The following is a 22,034-nucleotide window of genomic DNA, read 5'->3' as shown; positions in this document are numbered from 1 at the left end:
CCGACTTAAAAACGGTTCAGGTTTTTGAAAAAGGCCTCTTGGTACGAAACTCCAATGGGAATTTGGTGGCCACCAGGCAAACGAGCGGTATTGTCTTCAATGGATTCCACCTGCTTCATGTTCAGAATGTAGGAGCGGTGCACCCGCACGAAATGGTCGAAGGACAGGCGAGCCGCAAACGACTTGAGCGTGGTGTACACAATGTGCTTCTGCTTGGTGGTGACGATGGTAACGTAATCCGAGAGGGCCTCGATGTACAATACCTCGTCGAAGTTGAGGCGAACCATGCGGTTGTTTACCTTCACAAACACGTCGGACGAAGGCGGCGCAGTGGGCGCAGTGGGAGCGGCGGGCTGGATAGTAGACGTGGGGCGACGCTCCAGTACGCGCTGTACAGCTTGGCTGAACCGAGCGTAATCGAAGGGCTTCACCAAATAATCCGTTACGCGCAGAGCAAAGGCATCAACGGCGAAATGCTCGTAAGAAGTAGCCAGAATTACTTCGGGCGGGTCGGGAAGGACGCGCAGCAATTCCAGACCACTGAGGTTGGGCATTTCAACATCCAGAAACAGCAGATCCACTTTGTTGCCAGCCCGGAAGAAGTTGAGCCCTTGGGCACCATCGCTCAGAGAGGCCACCAATTGCAATGACTCCGTTAGACCGATATAATGCTCCAGCGTGAGCCGGTTCATCGTGTCATCGTCGATGACCAAGCATGTGAGTGCGCCGGGATTGGACATAGAATAGCAGGATGTGAGAAAAGGCCGAAATATGTAGCTTATTCAGCGAAATATAAGCGTTGTTTGCTGGAGTACTCTGTTATACCATACGGCAAGAGTAACCAGCTTAGTTTTACAAGGTTGATTTCGGTGGCACTTTTAAATTCCGGCTTACCCTTATCCTCTTGGTATGTCTGATTCTCAAACCTTTCAGGCGCTGCTGGAACCGGGCGGCCCTAGCTTTATGCCTACCCAAATTGTGGTAGTCCCGCCACTGATAGTAGCGGCCTTGGGTGGAAAGGCTGCCAAGCGAATGATAGGCGCAATAAATGGCTTTCCGGTACGGTTAGGTCTGCTACCACTGCCCGGTGGCGGGCGCTATCTGATGCTCAACAAAGACTTGTGCCGTAACGCTGGCGCGCAACTAGGGCAACTCGTAACGGTTATCCTCACGCCCGACCCGCAGCCAGACGTAGTGGACCTGCCCGAAGAACTAGCGGAAGCCCTGGCAGCTTGGCCCGAGGCCGAAGTAGCTTTTCAGCACCGCTCAGCCAGCCACCGCCGGGCTATGGCGCGGCACGTAGCGTCGGCGAAGCAGCCGGAAACCCGGGCCCGCCGGGCGGTGGAGCTAGCTGAGCGGCTAGCCTTAGGGCATCACCCTTTCCGCAAATCGTAGTGGCTGAAAAAAAGGAAGGCACCTGAACCAGGCCCACCGAACGGCGTAATATCGGCGGTGGTATAATCTTCTGTCGGTTTGGCCGATTGCGCGGGGTCGCCGGGTTGCTGCGCCACTACCTTTGAAGCAACCCTTGTTTCTGCGCGCTATGCCACTTTTTACTTCCCGCCAAGCCCAGCCTATTTTACTGCACGTCGTTATCTGGCTGCTGGTGGGTTTTTTGGTGGCGGTACAGCCCGATAGCCAACTGCCCGATGTGCCGTTCTACTTGTTGCAAGGCAGCTTGTTTGCGGCTTCGCTGGGGGTGTTCTATTTGAATGCACAGTGGGCCGTACCGCACTTGTTGTATGGGCGGCGCTGGGTAAGCTATGCGCTGTTTCTACTGGTGCTGGTGCTGGCTGTAGCGGTGCCGCATCGGCAGGCACAGCGTGCATTGGAGAAGCATTACGGCGTAGGTCCACCGTTTTTTCGGCCCCAATTCCAAGGCGCGGCAGCGGCGCCGTTCAACAAGCGCCCCCGTTCGGCCACGCAGCCTCCCCGACGTATGATGCGCCAGCAGCACAATCTGTGGGTGAACCCCGCCGTAATGTTCTCTATCCTGCTGGTCCTGGGTTTGAGCACCAGCGTAGCGGCCGTGCAACGCGGGCAGCGCGACGCGCAAATCAGGCAGGCCTTGGAACAGGAAAAGCTGACAACGGAGCTAGCATGGCTGAAAGCGCAAATCAACCCGCATTTTTTCTTTAACACGCTCAACAACATCTATTCCCTCACACTGCTCGACGGTGACCAAGCCCGGGAAGCCATTTTGCGCCTTTCGCGCATGATGCGCTACGTGCTCTACGACACCCAGGCTGGCACTGCTCCGCTTAGCCAGGAGCTACAATTCCTGCGTGATTACATCGACCTAATGCAGCTGCGCCTCACCGACAACGTGCAGGTGGTGTACGATACGCCTACTTCCCTTCACGATGCTCCCATTGCCCCAATGCTGCTACTCACCTTCGTAGAAAACGCCTTCAAGCACGGGGTTAGCGCGCTGGCACCAAGCTACATTCATATCACGGTGCAGCAGCCTACCCCGCATACGCTGGACGTAGTCGTGCGTAATTCCTTGTTTGCGGAGCGGCCTCTGGCTTTGGATGAAAACCACGGCATCGGGCTGACGAACACCCGGCGGCGCCTAGAACTGCTTTACCCCGAACGCCACACGCTTACCGTAACCGAAAACGCGCCGACTCACGAATACTACGTGCACCTCACTTTAACTCTGCAAGCATGACGCTCAATTGCATTACCGTCGATGACGAACCATTGGCCCTGAAACTGGTAGGGCGCTTCATCGAGCAGACTCCGTTTTTGCGGCTAGTAGCCAGCTATGGCAGCGCAGTGGCGGCCTTGCGCGGGTTGCAGCAGCTAACCGAGCCCATCGACCTGATCTTTCTGGATATTCAAATGCCTGACCTCAACGGGCTGGAGTTGGCAAAACTGCTGGACAAAGGGCCGGGTGGCGGCCCGCGCGTGGTATTCACCACAGCCTTCAACCAGTATGCACTAGATGGCTATAAGGTAGATGCTCTTGATTATCTGTTGAAGCCGTTTTCCTATGATGATTTTCTGCGCGTCGCCAACAAGGCCAAATCTTACGCCGAACTAACCCAGCAACCCACGGCACCCGCCACACCGCCCGCGCCTACGGTTCCTGCTGAGCCAGCCGAGGATTACCTCTACCTAAAAGTGGAATATCAACTCGTGCGCGTGCCTTTCAACGACATTCTGTACGTGGAAGGGCTCAAAGACTACGTGAAAGTGTATCGCCGCAACGAGCCCAAGCCGCTACTCTCACTCACCAGCCTAAAGGCTCTGGAAGAAAAGCTACCAGCCCGCCAGTTTATGCGCATTCACCGTTCCTACATTGTGGGGCTGGGGCACATTGTGGCCATTGGGCGGGGCACAGTGCACATCGGTACCGAAACCATCCCCGTCAGCGACAGTTACCGCGAAGCCTTCGACCAGTTTGTCAGCCGCTGGAAATAAGTATTTGCTTGTCTTTTTACGATGCAGAGACACCAAATATGGCGTCTCTGCATCGTTCTTTCAATTTCTGTTTACGCCTTCAGTTCCAGCACCAGCAGCAGGGCGTTGTTGCTGAGGGCTTCTAGCTCCACTGTTTCGGTTTCCCAGAGGGCCAGGCTGTCTTTTTCGTGTAGCAGTCGGCCTTCTGCTTCAAAGGCACCGGCCAGCACATAGGCGAAAAACGAGGCCTCTGGCGACAGGTCGTACATGATTTCCTGGCGCCCGGCAAACCGGCCCAGATACACAGAAAAAGGCAGAGGCGCCGCCGACAGCGGAGCCGTTGCGGCCGTGAGCTGTCCGCCGGCGCTGGCTAGGCTGAAGGCATATTGCTGGCTGCCGATAATGGTTACCGGCGCATCGGGCTGCACCCAGAGGTGCAAGAACGTCACCAACTCGGTGGCGTACGGGTTGCGCAGGCTGATAGTCGTGCCGGCCGGCACGGTCAGCAGGTGCATGTTTTCCACTTCCACTACTACATCCTGCTGAGCGGGCACGCTTACCAGCAGCTCACCGGTTACCGGAATCAGCAGCAGGTGCGTAGCCTGGTCGGCACGAAACGCAAGGTGCTGGCCGCCGCCCAGCGTTTCTTCGTTCACAGCCTGCAACCGCCCGAAAGCTGCTTTGTGTTCGTGTGCATAGCTTCCAAAATTGAACGTACTGTAGCGCCGGAACCGACTGGTTTCGGTGAGCCCCCGCTGGTCGGCCAAAAATATTTTCCCCGGTGTTTGCTTGATCATAGGATAGGAGTCAGTAGGGGCAGCAAGTATTGAGTAGAGAGTAGCAGGACCAAGCAACGATGTACCACCCATGCCTTTCTACTCATTCACTACCAGCAATTTACACAGCCACATTCAGCGTAATAGCCAGCTCAAACCCGGCAGCAGTGCTGCCCGTAACGGAGGCCAGTTCTAGGCTTACCCCGTCGCTGAACACGTTGTCGGAGGCGTTGGAGGTGTAGCCGCTCAGGCCTTTACCATAGCCATTCACGGCGGCCACGGCCGAGCCAGCACCTTCGGGGAAGGCAATCTGGGTGACTTTGAGCGAGGTACCGCTGGCGCTGTAGATATGCACGTGAATGTGGGTGGCGCGGCCTGAGTACCAGCCGGGGAAGATGCTGGTGAACGTCACGAGCCCGTTGGCGTCGGTAATCTGGCGGCCGCGCAGAAAGTGCACGCTCTGGTAGTTGGTAGTCTGCATGCCGGTGCCGCCGTACTCGGAGTAGTTGCCCTCGGCATCACAATGCCAGATGTCCACTAGCGCCCCCGATAGCACGGCGCAGCTGTTGCTGGCGTTTTTGATGGTGATTTTCACCGTCATCGGGTGACCGGTTTTACCGTCCACGATGTTGCTGCGCACGTAGCTGGCCGGTGCTTTGGTGGGGAACGGGCCTTCCGTTTCAGTGGGGGCCACGGCGCAGCTACCCGAGCCCGAGGCGTCGGTATCGGGGGTTACAGCTTCGTCGTCTTTGCCGCAGGCGGCCAGCACCGCCGGGGCCGACATAGCGCCTACCAACAGGCTTTTGAGGAAGTGCTTTCTTTCCATGAGAACAGATGGGCTAATAGGGTTGCTGATTCAATACCTGAATTTTGCTCCCTATACCAGCATTCATCTTACTCAATCGACCAATACATGCTTTCCCCCGACAACTAGCTTTTATGGGCAACCTAATCTATGCTAGACATGGGATGTAACGCAAATTTCACCCAGGGCCATGAGCAAACACCAGTAGGCTCATGACCTTACTTACTTGTGTTTGCATTCTAGTTTAAGCGAACATCAAAACGGCCCTCAGTGATGGTGACCGTTTTACCACTTTGATAGTTACGGGCTGTAAACTCGAAGGTACCGGCTGCAATTTTAGCTGCCGTATCGAAACGGCTGATAATAACTTGACTAGCTAAGCTGCTGGTTGTATAATATTCTAATGAACCTACTAGGCAACTGCCGTATGCAGCATCAGGCCGGGCATCAGCTAAAGTGTACGTGCCCGCTCGAATAGTATTCGGTAGCCGGATAAAGACACGTTGCCCACCTCCAGTAGCTAAGACATCGAATGTGCGTTTTACATACCAAGTAAATAATGGTTCATCTCGCGTCAACTGAAAAATACTTCCGTCAGACTTCTTTGGCAGAAAAGCTTTACCATCTATGAGGCAGCCAAAGGTGTTTTTTCCTTTGGCTGTGGCTTTGGGTAGCACGTCTATCTCGTCTTTCTTGCAGGAAACGGTAGCCACAAGCAGCGCGAACAGTAATAGACCGGTGAGGAATTGGTTCATAATCGCGCAGGAAGAGAAGTACAACAAAACCCCTGAATACATGGCGCTACTGGCTACCAAAACGGCAGTAGTGGGCACACAAAATACAGCCGCAAAAGTAAAAAAGCTGGGGCGTCTTAGGCGGTGGTGCCCAAATGCATGCGGACGATTACAGAAGCAGAGGTAATCACGCAAGGGTAAAGAAACTTCCACTACCAGCCAAGTAACTGACGCTACAGAATAGCCCACAACCTGACTTTATAATTACTTCATAATCAGCAATTATCATGATATACTACGATGACGACAGTATTTACCTTGCTTGTTAAGGGACTTTCTAACACGATCTGCCAACGGAGCAGACTACAGCCGAATACTGAACGCCAACGGCTCCACTATCAGTTGCTGAGTATAAGTATCGAGTACCACCCGCACGCCGGCTTCCAGGGGCGTGCGTAGGCGCAGCACGTTGAACAGCACCGACGTATCGAGGCCGACGTTGCGGTAATTGCGCGCACCGGACACACCCACGCTGCGGCCCTGGGCTACATCCAGAAACCCATTGGCTCGCAGACGCTGCACGTATAGCCAGCGCCCCACACTCCAGTGCGTGTAGGCCAGCGGCAGGTAGTAATCCAGGGAAGCGGCGCGCAGCCTGTCGAAGCTCACGTAGCCTTCGCCCCTTGGAAACGACACGGCCGCCGCAAACTGGTACTGCCGCTGCTGCTGCCACTGGTAGCCGGCCCGCAGCCGGAGGGCGTGATGCTTGCCAATGCCCGGCAGAAATACGCTGCCCTGTCCCGCCCATTGCCGGGCTTGCAGGTTGGTACCGAAGGGCGTAAGGCGGGAAGTCAGCAGCAAAGAGCCGCCCCAGCGCGGCGCCACGTCGCGGGCACTCAGGCGTAGCTGGCGCACGTAGCTAAGCGTGGTTTGCAGGGCGTGCACCGGCAAATCAGGACCGGGCTCGGAGCGGAAGCGCGTCGGCAAATCGTAGTCGTACACCCGCTCGTGCAGGTAGTAGCTGCTCAGCGTGAGGGCTTCCAGGTATTTCGAGCGGGTGAGGGTGAGCGGCAGCCGCACACCCGCCGTGAGGCGGGCATAGCGCCACTGGTCACGCCGCAAACTATCCAGCGCCTGGTTCCGAAGCCGGTCGATGTAGCGGGCCGCGTTACGGCCGCCGTAGGTGATGTCGGCATCGAAAACCGGATACTGTCCCTGGTAGCTGAAGCCGCCAAACGCCGCCGCCGTACGTTCCGTCTGGTCGTAGCTGGCCCCGGCAATGGCTTGCGTAGTACTCAGCACATCCTGCGACCTGACGCCCATACTCACTGCGTTGCCGGCCGGGCTTTGCACCACGCCCCAACTGAACACATTGAAGGCGTTGCGCAGCACCGAATACGGCTGCGTAGGGTAGCGGCGCGTGGTATCAGCAGGAGTGGTAGCGGCGGCCAGCAGCGGCACCATGCGGGCCGCGCCGGGCTCCTGCGCGGCCAGCGCCTCGGCATACGGCCCCGAAGCCGCGCTGGTAGCCGGCGGCACGGGCTGCCAGATGGCCGGATTCAGCGGCATTTCCACTATGCGTGCCCCGGTGGCCCGGTAGTCGTGGAACACCAGCCGCTTACCATCCGGCGACGGCGCGGCGTGATAGGCGCCCAACGGCCGGGAGGTTACCTGGTAAGTAGCCCCGGTGGTTACATGCACGGCGTATACGTTATCAATACCCGACTGCGGCGAGTTATAGAGCACATAGTCGCGCCAGGGCTGCGGGTTGGAGAGGTTGACGTTGGCGACGGGCAGCAGGGCGCGGGCCGCGCCGGTTGCGGGGTTCAGCAACTCGATGGTTTTGCCGCCCGGCTTCAACGCCACCGCCACTAGTTGCTGCCCGTCGGGCGTCCAGCGGGGTTGGGCGTAGAAGTTGTTCTGGGGGTTGGGCAGGGTGGTAAGTACGGCACCAGTACCAGCATCGAGTACCGACAAGGCATGATGGTAGCTGGAATCGGTTTCAAAAGCCACCACCCGGCTGCCATCCGGCGAGAGGCTAGCGGCGGGGTAGCGGTGGCGCTGCCCCAGGCGCTTGACTTCACCGGTACTGGTATTCAGCACTTTCAGCTCACTATATACCCGCTGCCCCCAGCGCGCATCAAACCGGTACTCGGGCCACAGTAGCTTGCTACCGCTCACGGCCAGCATTTCCGGCAGGTTCAGCGGGCCGGGCACATACAGCTTCTGCTCCCGACCGGTGGTGGTAGACAGCACCACGAACTGCGCAATGTCGCCGAGGCCGGACTTGAGGGCCACTACGGTGCTGTCGGTGAGATATTGGGGGTACTGGTACTCGGTGAACACCCGGCCTTGGTACTGCCCGGTTAGCTCGCGTGCAGCGGTAGGTTGCAGTTCCCGCTGCTGCGCCTGCCACGTCGAATCTAGGTCGGCCATCGTGCGGGCATAGAGCTGCTCGACGCGCAAACCAGTGGAGCGGCGCAGGTGGTTGGAAAACGAAAACGGGTAGAACGGAAACCGGTTGTAGCCCGTTAGCACCCGGTCCCAGATGCCGGGGCCGTAGTGCGTTTTGGCGTAGGAGGTCAAGTAATAGCCCAGCACGTACCAGTTGGGCACATAGTCGCGCAGGGAGCCGTTGTTGGCTTTCTGGTAGTTGAAGCGCAGGTTGGCCAGCCGGTTGGCGCGCATGCCTACCCCGAACGACGGAATCCGGCCCCGGCCACTGCGGGTAAGAGCTGTTTCGGTACCCACGGCGTCGCCCTCAAAAAACCACTGCGGTATGCCTACGGCCGCCACGCCCAGTGCCCCATCCCCCAGCAGCGGCCCCAGCACCCGCCCAATGCCGTAGCGCCCCTTCTCGAACTGCCCAACGTGGCGGTACTCGTGCACCACCAGCTGGTTCAGCCAATCCACGGTACCCAGGCCCATACCTTGCTCGGGAGTGGCAAAAAACTCGGCATGCCGGGGCAGAAACGTTACGAAGCCGTTGCTGACGCTGGTGCGAGTCTGGAGTACCACCGCAATGGGGCGGGGGCGCACCCCCAGCGTGGCCGCGCCTGGCTCGTGCACCTGCTCTAACTGTTGGGCAGTGCGCTGAGCCGCCGCCTCAAACCCCGCCGGATACAGCACCCGAAAGTGGGGCGTGCGCACCTGCTGCCAGCGCAACGAAGGCGGGTTTTGGTCGAGGACCGGGAGGGTTTGGGCGTGGCCCGCCGCTCCCAACATCAGGGCCGCCGAAGCAGCCAGCAGAAACTTGCGCATAGAAAGAACAGACAGCCCGCAAGAAACTGAAAACCCCGCCCAAAATAAAGCCCGCCCCACGGGGTGCGGGGCGGGCTGCTAGCTTTGGCAGGTCGGTTACTTCTTCAGCACGATGTTAACCACCTTGCCCGGCCCGTTCACTACAAACTTGCACTCGTTGAAATCGGGGGCGGCCAGGGTGGGGCGCACGTTGTTGGAAAAGGCGTAAGGCTCGGTCGGGATGCCCACAAAGTTCTTGTCCAGCTTGTCGTTGTTGTTGATATCCTGGGTAATAGCCACGGCCCACTCGCCGTTGGGTAGCGTGATGGGTAGCGTAATCTGCTGCTGCCCGCCCGGCTGAATCACCCGCATAAACGCATAGCCGCCGTGCTGCAAAAACTTGTCGCGCACATTGTAGAAATACAGCTTCACTACGGAACTGGTGGAGGCCAGTGCCGATACTACCACCGTGACCGAAGAAGTACCCGTAGGATTGTCGCCGGCGGCCAGGGCCGGGGTGGCTAGTAGGGCGCTACCAGCGGCCATCAGAAAAGTGCGCTGTAGTATGTTCATGAGCAGAATGCCGTGCTAGGTCGAAAGGAGTAAGGGCTTAACTGCGCCGCGCCGGTAAAAGTGCCAGCACAATAAAAAGCCAATATAGCTTTATCGCCGGAATGCTGCACGCAGCTCAGGGCTCTTTTTCGCAGTAAAAGCTAGTTTTCCAGGTCGTCTAGCTGAGCGGTATGGCAAATTTCGTCAATCAGTATTTCGATGTGGTGGGCGTCGGTGGTTGGGTTGAGGATCCAGTTGTGCAAAGCCTGGCAGTACACCCGTAGCATTTCAGTGCTGCCCGCCTCAGCCACTTGCTCCCGATGAAAATCCTTCATCCAGGCGGCTAGTTGTTCGCGGACTAAAGGATTGGCGAGAGAAGCGCCCGGCGAGAGTGGAAGCGGCCTAAATTTTGACATAACCAATAATAAGTAGAATTATATAATAATTACGATTACTGTAAGAAAGAGTTTACGGTAATATTCCAATGCTGCACCGCCTGATGTCCGCCGAATAATCCGATACTAATTGGCTTGAACCTCGCCCAAGCAACTGCCATAATACATCTTCAATACCTCCTCGGGCAAGGAACAAGAGTATCCTGGCAGATTGTTGCGTAGCACGTCCGATACCTGAACAGTTTCGTACATTCCTCATCGTTTTTCACTTGCTTCTTTACCATTCCAATGTCGTTTTTGAAATTGAAGTCTTATTTGTTTGGCTTGCTGCTGCTCACCGTGGCGTGCGGCCAACAGCGCCCCGCCGATGCCCAAACTCTTTCACGCTCCACCGCAGGCGGTATGCCCACGGCCACCCAAGCACAGGGCCTGGCAGTAGCCACGTTTGCGGGCGGCTGCTTCTGGTGCACCGAAGAAATATTTGAAGAGGTGAAAGGTGTGAAATACGTGGTGTCGGGCTACTCCGGTGGCAAGGAGGCCAACCCTACCTACGAGCAGGTAGGCAGCGGCCAAACCAGCCACGCCGAAAGCATCGAAGTGTATTACGATGCCAAGCAGGTTAGCTTTCAACAGTTGCTCGACGTGTTTTTCCTGGCTGGCCATGACCCTACTACCCTCAACCGCCAAGGCCCTGATGCTGGCACGCAGTACCGCTCCATTGCGTTTTACCGCACTCCCGCAGAAAAGCAGCAGATAGAAGCCACCATCAAGCAGGTTAATGCGTCTAAACACTACGCTAACCCTATTGTAACGCAGGTGCTGCCGTTCAGCAAGTTCTGGCCCGCCGAAAACTACCATCAGGGCTACTACCGCATCCACCCCGAAAACCCCTACGTGCAGTCGGTATCCACTCCCAAGATTATGAAGTTCCGGAAAGCGTATCCGCAACTGCTTAAAAACCCGCTGTAACAGTTCAGCAACTCACCATCCAGCGCCCACCAGAAGTTGATTCTTGCTAGGAATCGGCTCTTGGTGGGCGTTGTGCTTTTTCGAACCTCGACACTAGCCAGCAGTGACTTTCACAGCTAAGTAAATCAGTTAGTGAAGTTGCGGTCAGCCGCTTACCTTGGGGGTAAATGCCGGGGGCACATGTTACCCCGAGCGCACCGCATCATGACCGATTCGCCTGATTTTCAGCTGCTTTTTGATGCATTACCCACTCCTAGTCTGGCCTTAGCTCCGCACACCCAACTGGTAGTTGCAGCTAATACGGCAGCACAAGCGCTTATCGGTCGCACTGAATCAATAACGGGCCAGCCAGCTACTGAACTGCTGGAGTTTGAGGGCGGCCCTATTGCCTGGAACGCCGCCGTTGCAGCGGCCCTAGCCACTGGGCAACCCCACCAGCTGGAAGCCCATCTGCCCCAGCTCGCCGCGCCAACCCCAACGCCAGCATTACGAGGAGTACGCCTCACGCTCACACCGGTACCAGCCAGCCCCGAAGCTGGGTCGCCAGTGCGTTATTTGCTTTGCCAGCTCCAGGAAACCCAGTTAGCTACCGTAGCGGAAGCGCCCCGTCCAACGCCGGAACAAGAGCAGTTTCTATTTCTGGCCGATTTGATTCCGCAGCTGGTGTGGGTAACTAATGCCGCCGGCCGCTACCAGTATTTCAGTGCCCGCTGGATGGCCTACACCGGCCAGTCGTTGGCTGCTGCGGACATTCCGGGTTTGTGGCGCTCCATGACCCACCCCGACGACCAGCAGCAAGTACGCACCCACTGGCGCCACTCTCTCAGCACCGGCGAACCGTACGAAATTGAGCACCGCTTTCGAGCGCAGGATGGTTCGTTTCGGTGGTTTCTGAGCCAGGCCCTGCCCCAGCGCGATGCTAACGGCCACATTGTGCGCTGGTTTGGCACCAGCACCGACATTGATGACCAGAAGCGTACCCGCCAGCTATTCGAAGAAAAAGACCAGCAGTTACAACAGATTCTGAGCCAGGTACCCGCCTACATTGCCACGCTCACTGGCCCCAACCACGTGTATAGCTACGTAAACGAACGGGGGCAGCAGCTGTTTCGGGGGCAGGCCCGCATTGGGCTACCTGCTGCACAGGCCGCGCCCGAATTGGTGGAGCAGGGCTTTATTGCCCTCGTTGATGACGTGTACCGCACCGGGGAGCCGTTTGTGCTGCATGAAATACCATTCCAGTCACCCGACCCTGCAATGGAACGGCAGCAGTGGTTTTTCAACGGGGTGTTTCAGCCTTTACTTGATGACAAAGGCCACACGCAGGGCATTTTGGTGTTCGGTATTGATGTGACTGAGCAGGTGCAGGCCAAGCAGCAAGCCGCCGGTCTGCTGGAAGAAATCCGGCAGCAAGACCAAGAGTTCCGGCAGGCGCTGGAAGGGCTGCCCGCCATGGCTTGGGTGTCGAAGCCCGACGGTGGTGTGACTTACTACAACCAGCGCTGGTACGATTTCACAGGCGGCACCTTCGAGCAGTTGCAGGACTGGGGCTGGGAGAAGTTCATCCACCCCGACGACTTGCCCACCACCCAGGCGCGCTGGCACGCTGCCCTAACTCAGGGCACGCGCTTCGAGGCCGAGCACCGCTGGCGCAACCAGCGGGGGCAGTACCGCTGGTTTCTGGCTCGCGCCGAAGCCATCCGGCGGCCCGATGGCCGGATTCTGCGTTGGGTAGGCACCAATACTGATATCAACGACAAGCGGCAGGCCCAGCACCGGCTAGAGGAAAAAGACCGGCAGCTGCTGGAAATCCTGAGTGAGGCCCCCGCTGCCATTGCCACGCTTACCGGCCCCGAGCACCGCCTTACGTTTTTCAACCAGCGCTACGCCGAACTAGTAGGCGCGCATATTGAACTGGGCCAGCGCATTGCCGATTTGCTGCCTGAGCTGGAGGACCAAGGCTTTGTGGCGCTGCTCGATAAAGTGTATCAGTCCGGCGAAACTTGGTCGGGTACGGAAGTTTTGCTTGGTTTCCGCCAGCCCGGCACAACGACCCTGCGGCAGCGCCACGTTACGTTCACCTACCAACCCCTGCGCAACGAGCAGCAGCAGGTGAAGGCCGTGCTGGTGCTCGTGCTCGATGTGACCGAGCAGGTGCGCAACCGCCGGAAATCCGAAGCGCTGCAAGCCCAAATTAGGCGCCGAGACGAGCAGCTGCGCCTCATGACCGAGTCGTTGCCGGTGATGACCTTTATCAACGACGAAGCTGGCCAGCCGCTCTACGTGAGCCCACAGTGGTACGCTTACACCGGACAAGACCCCGCTACCGTGAGTGGCAACGCCATCTGGCAGGGCGTGCTGCACCCTCATGATGCATCTGAGCTGCATGAAGAATTTCGGGCGGCGCTAACCCAGGGCCGCAGTTGGGGCTACGAGTTTCGGTTGCGCCGCCACGATGGGCAGTACCGCTGGCAGCTAAGCCGCGGCGTACCCGAAACCGACGCCACCGGCCGCGTAATTCGCTGGTACAGTACCATAACCGATGTGCATGAGGAGCGCGAACTACGGGAACTGCTGCAAGACCAGAACGCTGAATTACTGCGCAGCAACGAAAGCCTCGACAACTTCGTGTACACCACCTCCCACGATTTGCGCCAGCCCATCAACAATATGGCCGGCATCTTCGAGGAACTCCGGCGCACCACTCAGTTTCGCGACCCGGAAGCGGTGCAACTGGTGGCCATGTTCGAGCGTGCTTTGCAACAAATTTACGCCACCATCAACGACCTCTCGGAGTTGGTGCAGGTGCAGAAGCAGCGCCACTACGTACCCACTGAGCAAGTAGCCTTGGATGCCTTAACAGCGGAAGTGCTGCTCAGTATTCAGGAGCAGCTCACGGCCACTGGGGCCACCGTCAGCACTAGTTTCGAGGCTGCTCCGGTGGTTACGTTTGTGCGGCCCAGCCTGCAAAGCATCCTCTACAACTTACTTAGCAACGCCCTCAAATACGCTGCTCCCGGCCGGCCACCCTGCATTCAGGTCAGCAGCAGCATGCAAGCCAACAACTTAGTATTGACAGTACAAGACAATGGCATCGGCATTGATTTGGCGCGGTTTGGCACTCAGCTGTTTCAGTTGTTCCGCCGCTTCCACGACCATGTAGAAGGCTCGGGCATGGGCCTGTACATTGTTAATCGAATTGCCAAGGGCCACGGCGGCCGCGTGGAAGTGGATAGCACGGTGGGCGAAGGCAGCACGTTCCGGGTGTATTTGCCGGTAGCAGAGGCCACAGCCGGGTAGGCGGGCGCCGGAACTTTCCGGTACCGCAGCGTATTTTGGGCGTCTGTTCCACCTCCCGACTTTCCGCATGGCCCTGCCTCCTCTAGTTTCCAAGCTGCCCGATGTGGGCACCAGCATTTTCTCGGTGATGACGCAGCTGGCCCAGGAGTGCGGCGCCATCAACCTAGCTCAGGGCTTTCCTGATTACGACCCGCCGCTGGCGCTGCAGGAGGCGCTAGCCCACCACGCCCGCACCGCCGGCCACCACCAGTACGCACCTATGCCCGGCCTGCCGCGCCTGCGCGAAGCCATTGCCGCCAAAACCACCCGCGTGTACGGCGTGCCCGCCCCTGACCCAGCCACCGAAATAACTGTAACCTGCGGCGCCACCGAAGCGCTGTACGCCGTGCTGGCCGCCGTAGTGCACCCCGGCGACGAGGTGCTGGTACTGGAGCCGGCCTACGACCTCTACGGCCCGGCCATCCGGCTGCAAGGCGGCGTGCCTGTGTACGTACCCCTACCGGCCCCCACCTTCCGCCCCGACTGGGACCGGGTACGCGCCGCCCTCACGCCCCGCACTCGCCTCATCATGCTTAACTCGCCGCACAACCCCAGCGGTGCCGTACTTTCCGCCTCCGACCTCGATACCTTGGCCGAAATATTAGCTAACACCAACGTACTGGTGCTCAGCGACGAAGTGTACGAGCACATGGTGTTTGATGGGCAGCCGCATTGCAGCGTACTACAACAGCCGGCGTTGCGGGAACGGGCTTTCGTGCTGTCGTCGTTCGGGAAAACCTACCACGCTACCGGCTGGAAAATGGGCTACTGCGTAGCGCCGCTAGCTCTTACCGCCGAGGTACGCCGGGTGCATCAGTTCCTTACGTTTGCCGTGAGCACGCCCACTCAGCATGCCCTGGCCGATGCGCTGGAGGCCGACCCTACCCACGACCAGCAGCTACCTGCCTTCTACCAGCCCAAGCGCGACCTATTCCGGGAGTTGCTGGCCGAGTCGCGCTTCGAGCTGCTACCCGTGCCCGGCGGCTACTTCCAGCTGGCCCGCTACGCCCGTATTTCCACCGAGCCCGATGTAGTGTTTGCCCAACGTCTCACTCGCGAAGCCGGCGTGGCCGTGGTGCCCGTGTCGGCGTTTTACCACAACGGCCACGACGAAGGCCTGGTCCGCTTCTGCTTTGCTAAGCAGGAGGCCACGCTCCGTGCCGCCGCCGAACAACTGAAGACTTTGTAGAGGCTAGCACTCAGTGAATCTAGCACTTATACCCAAGCTGTTTTCAGCAAGTACCCTTGGGGCGTTTGGCACTTATTCAGGCTATATCCCCTGCCTTTCTATCTGAAATTATTTTAGGCTAGCATAACTCTTTTGTGTTGCCAACCGTCTTATATTTCTTGATAGAAATACTGCTCTTCTCCTACTCCCTATTGCCCTACCCTTGTGTCTGACCTAACTGTATCCTTCGTGCAGGCCTCCTTGCAGTGGCACAATCCGGCGGCCAACCGAGCCGAACTGCAACGACATATCGACGAAATTTCCCTGGCGCCCGATTTGATTGTGCTGCCCGAAATGTTCACTACTGGCTTCAGCATGGACGCCGCCAAATTAGCTGAGCCCATGGATGGCCCTACGGTGACGTGGCTGCAAGAGCTGGCAACCGCCCGCAATGCCGTAATTACGGGTAGTATCATCATCAAAGAAGACGGGCGCTACTATAACCGCCTGCTGTGGGTGCGGCCCGACGGCCGCCTGAGCTATTACAACAAGCGCCATCTGTTCACGATGGCCAACGAGCAGCACACCTACACCGCTGGCACCGAGCGCCTAATAGAGGAATGGCGCGGTTGGCGTATCTGCCCTTTTGTATGCTACGATTTGCGCTTCCCGGTATGGAGCCGCAACTCTGCCACCGAACCCTACGACCTGCTGCTATACGTAGCCAACTGGCCCGCCGCCCGCCGCACCGCCTGGATGACGCTGCTACGTGCCCGCGCCATTGAAAACGTAGCGTACACCATGGGCGTGAACTGCGTGGGTATCGATGGCAACAGCCTCGCCTATTCCGGCGACTCGGCCTTGCTGGATATGCGCGGCGAGTATTTGGTGGAAGTGGGCAACCAGGAAACCGGCATCACCCGCTCCCTCCGCTACGCCGACTTGGTGGCATTCCGGGAGCGTTTCCCCGCCCTGCACGACGCCGACTCCTTCGAGCTCACGAAATAGTGACTTAGTAAGCTAGTGCAAGGGGGAGTTGAACATTCAACTCCCCCTTGCACTAGCTTACTAAGTCACTTTTACTTCACTTCCAGCCGTTGCACGCCTAGCTGGCCGTCGGTGGTTTCGCAACGGACGATGTAGAGGCCTGAGGCCAGTCCGCGCAAATCCAACTCGTGCTGGCGGGCGGGCGTTGCTATGGTGCGTACCACACGGCCAGTGAGGTCGAAGAGGGTGAGGCGCACGGGGCGCGGGGCGGCCACGGTGGCACTGGTAGTAGCTGGGTTCGGGTACAGCGAGAGAGCCAGGCTTTGGGCGGCTCCGCGGGTGCTTAGCACTCGGTTGCGAGTGGCTGCCGCCAGTACGCCGCCGCTTTCCATGCCAATGAACAGCTCGGGCACGCCATCCCCGTTCACATCGGCGGCGGCTAGGCTGGTGTGGTTCTGGTCACGGATACCTAGTTGGCCGTCGTTATAAGTACCTAGCAGCGTGTTGTAAAACAAGCTGGTGCGGTCCAGGAACACGCCGCTCTGCGCCCGGATGTTGCCGAACATGCGGATCTGGCCGCTGATATCCACAGTCAGCAAGTCGGGCGCCCCGTCCCCATCGAAGTCGGCCACTACGGGGCACAGGTTGCTGGGCCGAGTGTTGGTAGCCGTCCGAATCTGGCCGTAGTCGGAATTGGTTATCACGAAGGCCGTTTCCAGGTTGCTGCTGCCGTTGTTGCGGTAATAGCGCAGGCTTTGGCCGGCGGGCAGGTCGATACGGTTGGAATTGGTGCTGTAGAGCAAGTCTACGTACCCATCGTTGTCTACATCGAAGAAGGCCGCCATATCATATTGGCTGTTCGGCAGGTTACTGATGGTGCGTACCGTGGTGGTGTTGAAGCTAACTGGCGCCCCAGCTGCCGCTTGGTTCAGAAAGAACCCTAGGTAAGCGCCCCGGCCGTAGGTTTCGAAGCAGGTAAATGCCAAATCCAGGGCCCCGTCACGGTTCAGGTCGACGGCTATGGGCTGGATGCGGGCGTACTTCTTGGCGGACAGGTTCAGGTAGTTGTTGGTGACGAGGCTATACACAGGGCGACTGAGGGTGCCCACGTTGCGGTAGTACGCCAGCGAGGCCGCAAACAGGGTGCCTACATCGTGGCGGGTGCCGGCCACCAGCATGTCTTTTAGTCCGTCGCCATCTACATCCAGAAACGTGGTGCTGGCCAGCGAGCTGGCTTCAATCATGTCACGCTGGAGGAAATCGTTCTGCCGGAACTGGAAATTGGTGGCCGCACCCGTACCCGCATTTTCATAGAACCACACCGAGCGGCGGGTTTCAATGGTATCGAGGTTGTCGTACACGGCAGGCGCCACTAGCAGGTCGCGGCGGCCATCAAAATTGACATCAACGTGGTAGCCGGTAGCAAAATTGGGCACCCGTATGGGCGTTGTCCCAGCCGGGAAGGTGTTGCTGATGTCGGCATTCGTAAATGCCTCCTGAGCGTTGGTTCCGCGGTTGGTGAGCGAAGTCAGTTGCGTGCAAAAGTCGCGGCCTACTAGCACGTCTTTATCCCCGTCGCCGTCCAGGTCCAGTACAGTCAGGTTGCTGCCCGAGCTGTGCAGCGTACCCGTAGGGCGGCACAGTGCCGTGGTGTTGATGTCGTACGAACCGCACGTGAGCAGGCACGACTGGATATCGCCCCACGAACTGGAAACCAGCCGGAATTGCAGTCCCCCGCAGGCAGTACTAGTGTTCTGATAGTAGTCGATGAAGCGCAGATTATCCCAATTATAAATCAGGATGTCCAGCTTTCCGTCCCCATTCACGTCTTCAATAGCAGGTAGATGACTACCCGTATTGATGTTGACAAGGTTGGGTCCTACCATGGCTGACACCAGCGGGTTCACCAGCGTAAACGTGGGCCGGCCGTTGGGCCCAGCCACGTTGCGGTACACCTGAATATCCACTTCACTGTTGCCACTGGTAAATAGGTCGGGGCGGCCGTCGCAGTCGTAGTCGCGTAGCAGCGCCCAACTGTGCATGCCCGCCGGAAACAGTACTTCGTAGTCGGGGGCGTACTGCCACTGCCGGCCACCCGCCGGATTGGCTGCATTGAGGTAAGTGAGCACCCGCCGGGTGCGCCGGTCGTAAACAAATAAATCTTGCTGCCCGTCGGCGTTGAGGTCGATGTTGGAAAACTGCGGCGAGTCGAGGCCACCGGCCCAGGCATGGCGCAGGGTATCGGTGCCTTGCACTACTTTTGCCACCGACCGAAGCTCGAAGCCGAATGCCGTGGATTGTGCCACGGCCGAGTGCGTACCTACGTAGCAGCCTAGCAAAGCGCAAGTGAATAGGAAACGTGAAATCATAGAAGGCATCGTTGCTTTTCGGTAGAACACAAGAATTTATCTCTAAGTTACCACAAACATCATGCAAGACATAGCGGCCCTCTACGACCAGTTTCGCGCCTGTGCGTCCGTCAGCACCGATTCGCGGCAGCCGCAGACCAACACGCTGTTTTTTGCCTTGAACGGCCCGTCTTTTCGCGGGGCCGACTTTGCCGCCCCGGCGCTGGCGCAAGGAGCTCGCCACGCCGTAGTGGACGATGCCGCCCTGGCCGCCACCGACCCTGCCCGCTACACCTACGCCCCCGACCCGCTGCTGACTCTTCAAGACTTAGCGCGCCATCACCGCCGGCAACTCACTATCCCGGTGCTGGCCATTACCGGTTCGAACGGCAAAACCACCACTAAAGAACTTGTTAACAGCGTCCTGAGCCGGCGTTTTCGGGTGCAGTACACCCGCGGCAACCTCAACAACCACATTGGCGTGCCCCTCACGCTGCTCAGCATCCAACCCACTGACCACGAGCTGGCTATTGTGGAAATGGGCGCCAACCATCAGGGCGAAATTGCGCTGCTCAGCGCCATTGCCGAACCCACCCACGGCCTGATTACCAACATCGGGAAGGCTCACCTCGAAGGCTTTGGCGGGCAGGAAGGCATTGCCAAGGGCAAAGCCGAATTGTTCCAGTTTCTGGCAGCAGCGGGCGGCACAGCCTTCGTGAATACGCTGGATGCCCGGCTGCCCGCCCTAGCGGAAGCGGTGCCGCAGCGCGTCAGCTACCCCGCCCCCACCGATACCTACCCCGCTACGTTCGTAGGGGCTACGCCTAACATCAGCCTGCGCCTAGCTGATGGTACGCTGGTGAAGGCCCAGATTACCGGCGACTACAACTTCCCAAACCTAGCCGCCGCCGCCGCTGTGGGGCAGCATTTTGGGGTTTCTACTGCCGATATTGCTGCTGCGCTAGCCGCGTATGCGCCCACCAACAACCGCTCCCAGTTGGTGCAAACCGGCCGCAATGAAGTGATTCTGGATGCCTACAACGCCAACCCCAGCAGCATGGCAGCAGCGCTACGTAGCTTCGCGGCCCGCCCCGGCACCAGCAACGACCAGAAGGTGGTGGTTTTGGGCGACATGTTCGAACTGGGCGACGAGAGCCAACACGAACACACCGAGCTAGGCCGCCTATTGGCCGATTTGCCGTTTGGCACAGCAGTGCTGGTTGGCCCAGAAATGCGCCTGGCGCATGCCGTTCTTGGTGGTACCGCGCACTATTTCACCACCAAAGCCGAAGCCGCCGACTGGCTGCAAACTCAGGCGTTGCAAGGCCAGCAAATCCTCATCAAAGGCTCCCGCGGCATGGGCCTAGAAACCTTGCTCCCCCTCGTCTGAATCACGGATTTTGCAGATTCGCCGGATTGTACGGATTTCGGTGACGATTATTGGTTTGTAAACCGTGCACATAACACACCAAACGCATAAAATGAGAACAGGCTGCCACTTGGCAGCCTGTTCTCATTTTATGCGTTAACAAAAGCCGTGGTCTAGAAAGGACTCTCGAAGCCTTCTAGCACGGGCAAGATTTGGTCTTTATCGGACACTTTGGGGTTGTCGATGCCCCAGTTGATGTTGAGGCCAGGGTCGTTCCAGAGGATGCCGCCCTCGGCGCTGGGCTGGTAGTAGCCGGAGCACTTATAGAGAAACAGCGTGTCGTCTTCGAGGGCCACAAAGCCATGTGCAAAACCGACGGGCACGTACAGCATATTGTAGCGCTGCGCGTCCAGCTCCACCTGCACGTGCTGGCCGTAAGTAGCCGAGTCGCGGCGCAAATCCACAATGACGTCGAGGGCGCGTCCTTGAGCTACACGCACCAGCTTAGCTTGCGCGTGGGGCGGGCGCTGAAAGTGCAGGCCGCGCAATACCCCCTTATCGGAGCGCGACTGGTTGTCTTGTACCCAGTTTTCCCGCACACCAGCTTCCTCCATCACCCGGGCACTAAACGACTCGAAAAACGCCCCGCGGGCATCGCCAAAAACGCGAGGGATAAACTCCACGACACCGGCTAAGGCATGTTGCTTGATTTCCATGCGGAAAATATATTGCTGGTTAAGGTTGGCTGGTTCAGAGGGGCAAGTTACGCAGGATGAGGCACCCGCCTAATTACCTTTTTGCACGGCGGCCACTTCGCGCAGGTACTTGTCCAGCACAATCTGCTCGTCGAATTTGGTTTCGGCTAGCTGGCGGCCGGCTTGGCCCATGGCGTGCAGCTCGGCCGCGGGCAGGGCCAGGATACGCAGCATTTTCTCGGCTAAATCAGTTCCGTTGCGCACTTCGCAGAGAAAACCATTCTGGCCATCTACCACAGTTTCGCGGCAGCCGGGCACGTCGGTCGTGACGATAGGCTTGCCCATGGCGGCGGCTTCGAGCAAGGTTTTGGGCGTGCCTTCACGGTAGGAGGGCAGCACTACGCAGTCGGCCTCGCGGATGTAGGCGGCTACGTCGTCGGTGGTGCCCAGGTACTCGATGTGGCCGGCGGTTAGCCACTGCTCAAACACCGCCCGCTTCACGCCCACGCCCCCGCTTTCATCAATGCCACCCAGCAGCTGCACGCGGGTACCGGGCACAGCTTCGCGCACTAGGCGGGCCGCCTGGAAATATTCTTCCACGCCTTTCTCGTAGAGCACCCGCGCAATCATGAGGAACACAAACGGCTCTTGGCGTCGAAACTCGGCAGCGGGTCGGAACCGGCGCACGTCCACGCCGGAACCGGGCAGCACGTCGGTAATTTGGGCACGCACCAGGCTGTGTTCCAGAAACAGCGCCCGGTCGTCGGCGTTCTGAAAAAACACTTTGCGCGGGAAACGGAAGGCGTAGCGGTAGAGCTGCAGGGCCACCCGGCTCACGAAGTTCTTCACAATGAATACTGTACCTAAGCCCGACACATTGTTCACGCTGGGAATACCTGCCAGCCGGGCTGCTAATGCTCCGTAAATGTTGGGCTTGATGGTGTAGTGCAGCACTACATCCGGCCGCTCACGCCGGTAGATGTTGTAGAAACGGCGGGTCAGCTGCGCATCTTTGATGGGGTTGGTGCCTTTGTTTTCCATCAGGATGGGCACGTAGCGGCAGCCCAGCTCGGTTTCCAGCCGCTCAGAATACCCATCGGGGGGCGCAATAGCCAGCACCTCATGGCCGGCGGCCTGCAAGGCAGTTACCAGGCTGCGCCGAAAATTCCAGATGTTCCAGGAAGTGTTGATTACAATGGCAACGCGCACGGGCAGAAGGTGAAATTGTGAAGTGGTGAAATGGTGAGTT

General features: G+C 58.5%; 18 protein-coding genes. 8 read left to right on the top strand and 10 right to left on the bottom strand.

Annotation, left to right across the window (positions count from 1 at the left end; genetic code table 11):
• Positions 1-5: 5 nt before the first annotated feature.
• Positions 6-740, bottom strand: coding sequence for a LytR/AlgR family response regulator transcription factor (locus tag G536_RS0101735; RefSeq protein ID WP_022821853.1), 735 nt, complete (start codon positions 738-740; stop codon positions 6-8).
• 169 nt (positions 741-909) lie between these two features.
• Between G536_RS0101735 and G536_RS0101730 the strand changes: the two genes are divergently transcribed.
• From G536_RS0101730 to G536_RS0101720, 3 genes are all read left to right on the top strand, one after another.
• The gene (locus tag G536_RS0101730) at positions 910-1,395 is read left to right on the top strand and encodes a YdeI/OmpD-associated family protein (protein ID WP_022821852.1); all 486 of its coding nucleotides are present in this window, start codon (positions 910-912) and stop codon (positions 1,393-1,395) included.
• A gap of 148 nt (positions 1,396-1,543) precedes the next feature.
• Positions 1,544-2,674 (top strand): sensor histidine kinase, encoded by a 1,131-nt coding sequence (locus G536_RS0101725; protein ID WP_026879751.1) that lies wholly within the window; start codon positions 1,544-1,546, stop codon positions 2,672-2,674.
• Positions 2,671-3,429, top strand: a complete 759-nt coding sequence (locus G536_RS0101720) for a LytR/AlgR family response regulator transcription factor (protein WP_022821850.1) — start codon at positions 2,671-2,673, stop codon at positions 3,427-3,429. Before G536_RS0101725 ends, G536_RS0101720 begins: the two co-directional genes overlap by 4 nt.
• Positions 3,430-3,500: 71 nt before the next feature.
• On the opposite strand, the gene G536_RS0101715 is transcribed toward G536_RS0101720, so the two are convergent.
• The 6 genes from G536_RS0101715 to G536_RS31955 all read right to left on the bottom strand — a co-directional run bounded on the left by G536_RS0101715 (position 3,501) and on the right by G536_RS31955 (position 9,931).
• The gene (locus G536_RS0101715; RefSeq protein WP_022821849.1) at positions 3,501-4,205 is read right to left on the bottom strand and encodes a pirin family protein; all 705 of its coding nucleotides are present in this window, start codon (positions 4,203-4,205) and stop codon (positions 3,501-3,503) included.
• Positions 4,206-4,305: 100 nt separating this feature from the next.
• Entirely contained in the window at positions 4,306-5,010 is a 705-nt protein-coding gene (locus G536_RS0101710) for a dioxygenase family protein (protein ID WP_022821848.1), read from the bottom strand.
• A 218-nt stretch (positions 5,011-5,228) separates the two neighbouring features.
• A complete protein-coding gene (locus G536_RS0101705; RefSeq protein WP_157530302.1) occupies positions 5,229-5,744 on the bottom strand; it encodes a Riean_0653 family protein in 516 nt (171 codons plus the stop codon).
• Between the two features lie 342 nt (positions 5,745-6,086).
• Complete coding sequence (locus tag G536_RS0101700) at positions 6,087-8,984, bottom strand: TolB family protein (protein ID WP_022821846.1); 2,898 nt, start codon at positions 8,982-8,984, stop codon at positions 6,087-6,089.
• Between the two features lie 96 nt (positions 8,985-9,080).
• The gene (locus G536_RS0101695; protein WP_022821845.1) at positions 9,081-9,536 is read right to left on the bottom strand and encodes a DUF2141 domain-containing protein; all 456 of its coding nucleotides are present in this window, start codon (positions 9,534-9,536) and stop codon (positions 9,081-9,083) included.
• A 140-nt stretch (positions 9,537-9,676) separates the two neighbouring features.
• A complete protein-coding gene (locus tag G536_RS31955) occupies positions 9,677-9,931 on the bottom strand; it encodes a hypothetical protein (RefSeq protein WP_157530300.1) in 255 nt (84 codons plus the stop codon).
• 267 nt (positions 9,932-10,198) lie between these two features.
• On the opposite strand from G536_RS31955, the gene msrA reads away from it, so the two are divergent.
• The 4 genes from msrA (at position 10,199) to G536_RS0101670 (ending at position 16,394) form a co-directional block, all read left to right on the top strand.
• Positions 10,199-10,879, top strand: coding sequence for a peptide-methionine (S)-S-oxide reductase MsrA (gene msrA / locus G536_RS0101685; protein WP_022821843.1), 681 nt, complete (start codon positions 10,199-10,201; stop codon positions 10,877-10,879).
• Positions 10,880-11,059: 180 nt separating this feature from the next.
• Positions 11,060-14,179, top strand: coding sequence for a PAS domain-containing protein (locus G536_RS0101680; RefSeq protein ID WP_084708447.1), 3,120 nt, complete (start codon positions 11,060-11,062; stop codon positions 14,177-14,179).
• A gap of 67 nt (positions 14,180-14,246) precedes the next feature.
• Positions 14,247-15,407 carry a methionine aminotransferase gene (locus G536_RS0101675; RefSeq protein ID WP_022821841.1) on the top strand — a complete coding sequence of 387 codons (1,161 nt, stop codon included), beginning with the start codon at positions 14,247-14,249 and terminating at the stop codon, positions 15,405-15,407.
• A gap of 204 nt (positions 15,408-15,611) precedes the next feature.
• Positions 15,612-16,394, top strand: a complete 783-nt coding sequence (locus G536_RS0101670) for an amidohydrolase (RefSeq protein ID WP_022821840.1) — start codon at positions 15,612-15,614, stop codon at positions 16,392-16,394.
• A 71-nt stretch (positions 16,395-16,465) separates the two neighbouring features.
• On the opposite strand, the gene G536_RS0101665 is transcribed toward G536_RS0101670, so the two are convergent.
• A complete protein-coding gene (locus tag G536_RS0101665; RefSeq protein WP_022821839.1) occupies positions 16,466-18,742 on the bottom strand; it encodes a T9SS type A sorting domain-containing protein in 2,277 nt (758 codons plus the stop codon).
• A gap of 61 nt (positions 18,743-18,803) precedes the next feature.
• Between G536_RS0101665 and G536_RS0101660 the strand changes: the two genes are divergently transcribed.
• A complete protein-coding gene (locus G536_RS0101660; protein ID WP_022821838.1) occupies positions 18,804-20,111 on the top strand; it encodes a UDP-N-acetylmuramoyl-tripeptide--D-alanyl-D-alanine ligase in 1,308 nt (435 codons plus the stop codon).
• Positions 20,112-20,263: 152 nt separating this feature from the next.
• On the opposite strand, the gene rfbC is transcribed toward G536_RS0101660, so the two are convergent.
• Both rfbC and G536_RS0101650 read right to left on the bottom strand, forming a co-directional pair.
• A complete protein-coding gene (rfbC, locus tag G536_RS0101655; RefSeq protein ID WP_022821837.1) occupies positions 20,264-20,806 on the bottom strand; it encodes a dTDP-4-dehydrorhamnose 3,5-epimerase in 543 nt (180 codons plus the stop codon).
• A 69-nt stretch (positions 20,807-20,875) separates the two neighbouring features.
• A complete protein-coding gene (locus G536_RS0101650; RefSeq protein ID WP_022821836.1) occupies positions 20,876-21,994 on the bottom strand; it encodes a glycosyltransferase family 4 protein in 1,119 nt (372 codons plus the stop codon).
• Between the last annotated feature and the right edge of the window lie 40 nt (positions 21,995-22,034).

The organism is Hymenobacter norwichensis DSM 15439, from assembly GCF_000420705.1.
GTDB classification, from domain to species: Bacteria; Bacteroidota; Bacteroidia; order Cytophagales; family Hymenobacteraceae; genus Hymenobacter; species Hymenobacter norwichensis.
This window is presented reverse-complemented; position numbering and strand designations above follow the sequence as displayed.

What these genes read in the sequence shown, in the direction of transcription:
- G536_RS0101710 (WP_022821848.1), bottom strand. Translation starts at nt 5,010, where the DNA reads ATGGAAAGAAAGCACTTCCTCAAAAGCCTGTTGGTAGGCGCTATGTCG.
- G536_RS0101715 (WP_022821849.1), bottom strand. Translation starts at nt 4,205, where the DNA reads ATGATCAAGCAAACACCGGGGAAAATATTTTTGGCCGACCAGCGGGGG.
- G536_RS0101665 (WP_022821839.1), bottom strand. Translation starts at nt 18,742, where the DNA reads ATGATTTCACGTTTCCTATTCACTTGCGCTTTGCTAGGCTGCTACGTA.
- G536_RS0101700 (WP_022821846.1), bottom strand. Translation starts at nt 8,984, where the DNA reads ATGCGCAAGTTTCTGCTGGCTGCTTCGGCGGCCCTGATGTTGGGAGCG.
- G536_RS31955 (WP_157530300.1), bottom strand. Translation starts at nt 9,931, where the DNA reads ATGTCAAAATTTAGGCCGCTTCCACTCTCGCCGGGCGCTTCTCTCGCC.
- G536_RS0101730 (WP_022821852.1), top strand. Translation starts at nt 910, where the DNA reads ATGTCTGATTCTCAAACCTTTCAGGCGCTGCTGGAACCGGGCGGCCCT.
- msrA (WP_022821843.1), top strand. Translation starts at nt 10,199, where the DNA reads ATGTCGTTTTTGAAATTGAAGTCTTATTTGTTTGGCTTGCTGCTGCTC.
- G536_RS0101720 (WP_022821850.1), top strand. Translation starts at nt 2,671, where the DNA reads ATGACGCTCAATTGCATTACCGTCGATGACGAACCATTGGCCCTGAAA.
- G536_RS0101680 (WP_084708447.1), top strand. Translation starts at nt 11,060, where the DNA reads ATGTTACCCCGAGCGCACCGCATCATGACCGATTCGCCTGATTTTCAG.
- G536_RS0101695 (WP_022821845.1), bottom strand. Translation starts at nt 9,536, where the DNA reads ATGAACATACTACAGCGCACTTTTCTGATGGCCGCTGGTAGCGCCCTA.
- G536_RS0101705 (WP_157530302.1), bottom strand. Translation starts at nt 5,744, where the DNA reads ATGAACCAATTCCTCACCGGTCTATTACTGTTCGCGCTGCTTGTGGCT.
- rfbC (WP_022821837.1), bottom strand. Translation starts at nt 20,806, where the DNA reads ATGGAAATCAAGCAACATGCCTTAGCCGGTGTCGTGGAGTTTATCCCT.
- G536_RS0101725 (WP_026879751.1), top strand. Translation starts at nt 1,544, where the DNA reads ATGCCACTTTTTACTTCCCGCCAAGCCCAGCCTATTTTACTGCACGTC.
- G536_RS0101675 (WP_022821841.1), top strand. Translation starts at nt 14,247, where the DNA reads ATGGCCCTGCCTCCTCTAGTTTCCAAGCTGCCCGATGTGGGCACCAGC.
- G536_RS0101660 (WP_022821838.1), top strand. Translation starts at nt 18,804, where the DNA reads ATGCAAGACATAGCGGCCCTCTACGACCAGTTTCGCGCCTGTGCGTCC.
- G536_RS0101735 (WP_022821853.1), bottom strand. Translation starts at nt 740, where the DNA reads ATGTCCAATCCCGGCGCACTCACATGCTTGGTCATCGACGATGACACG.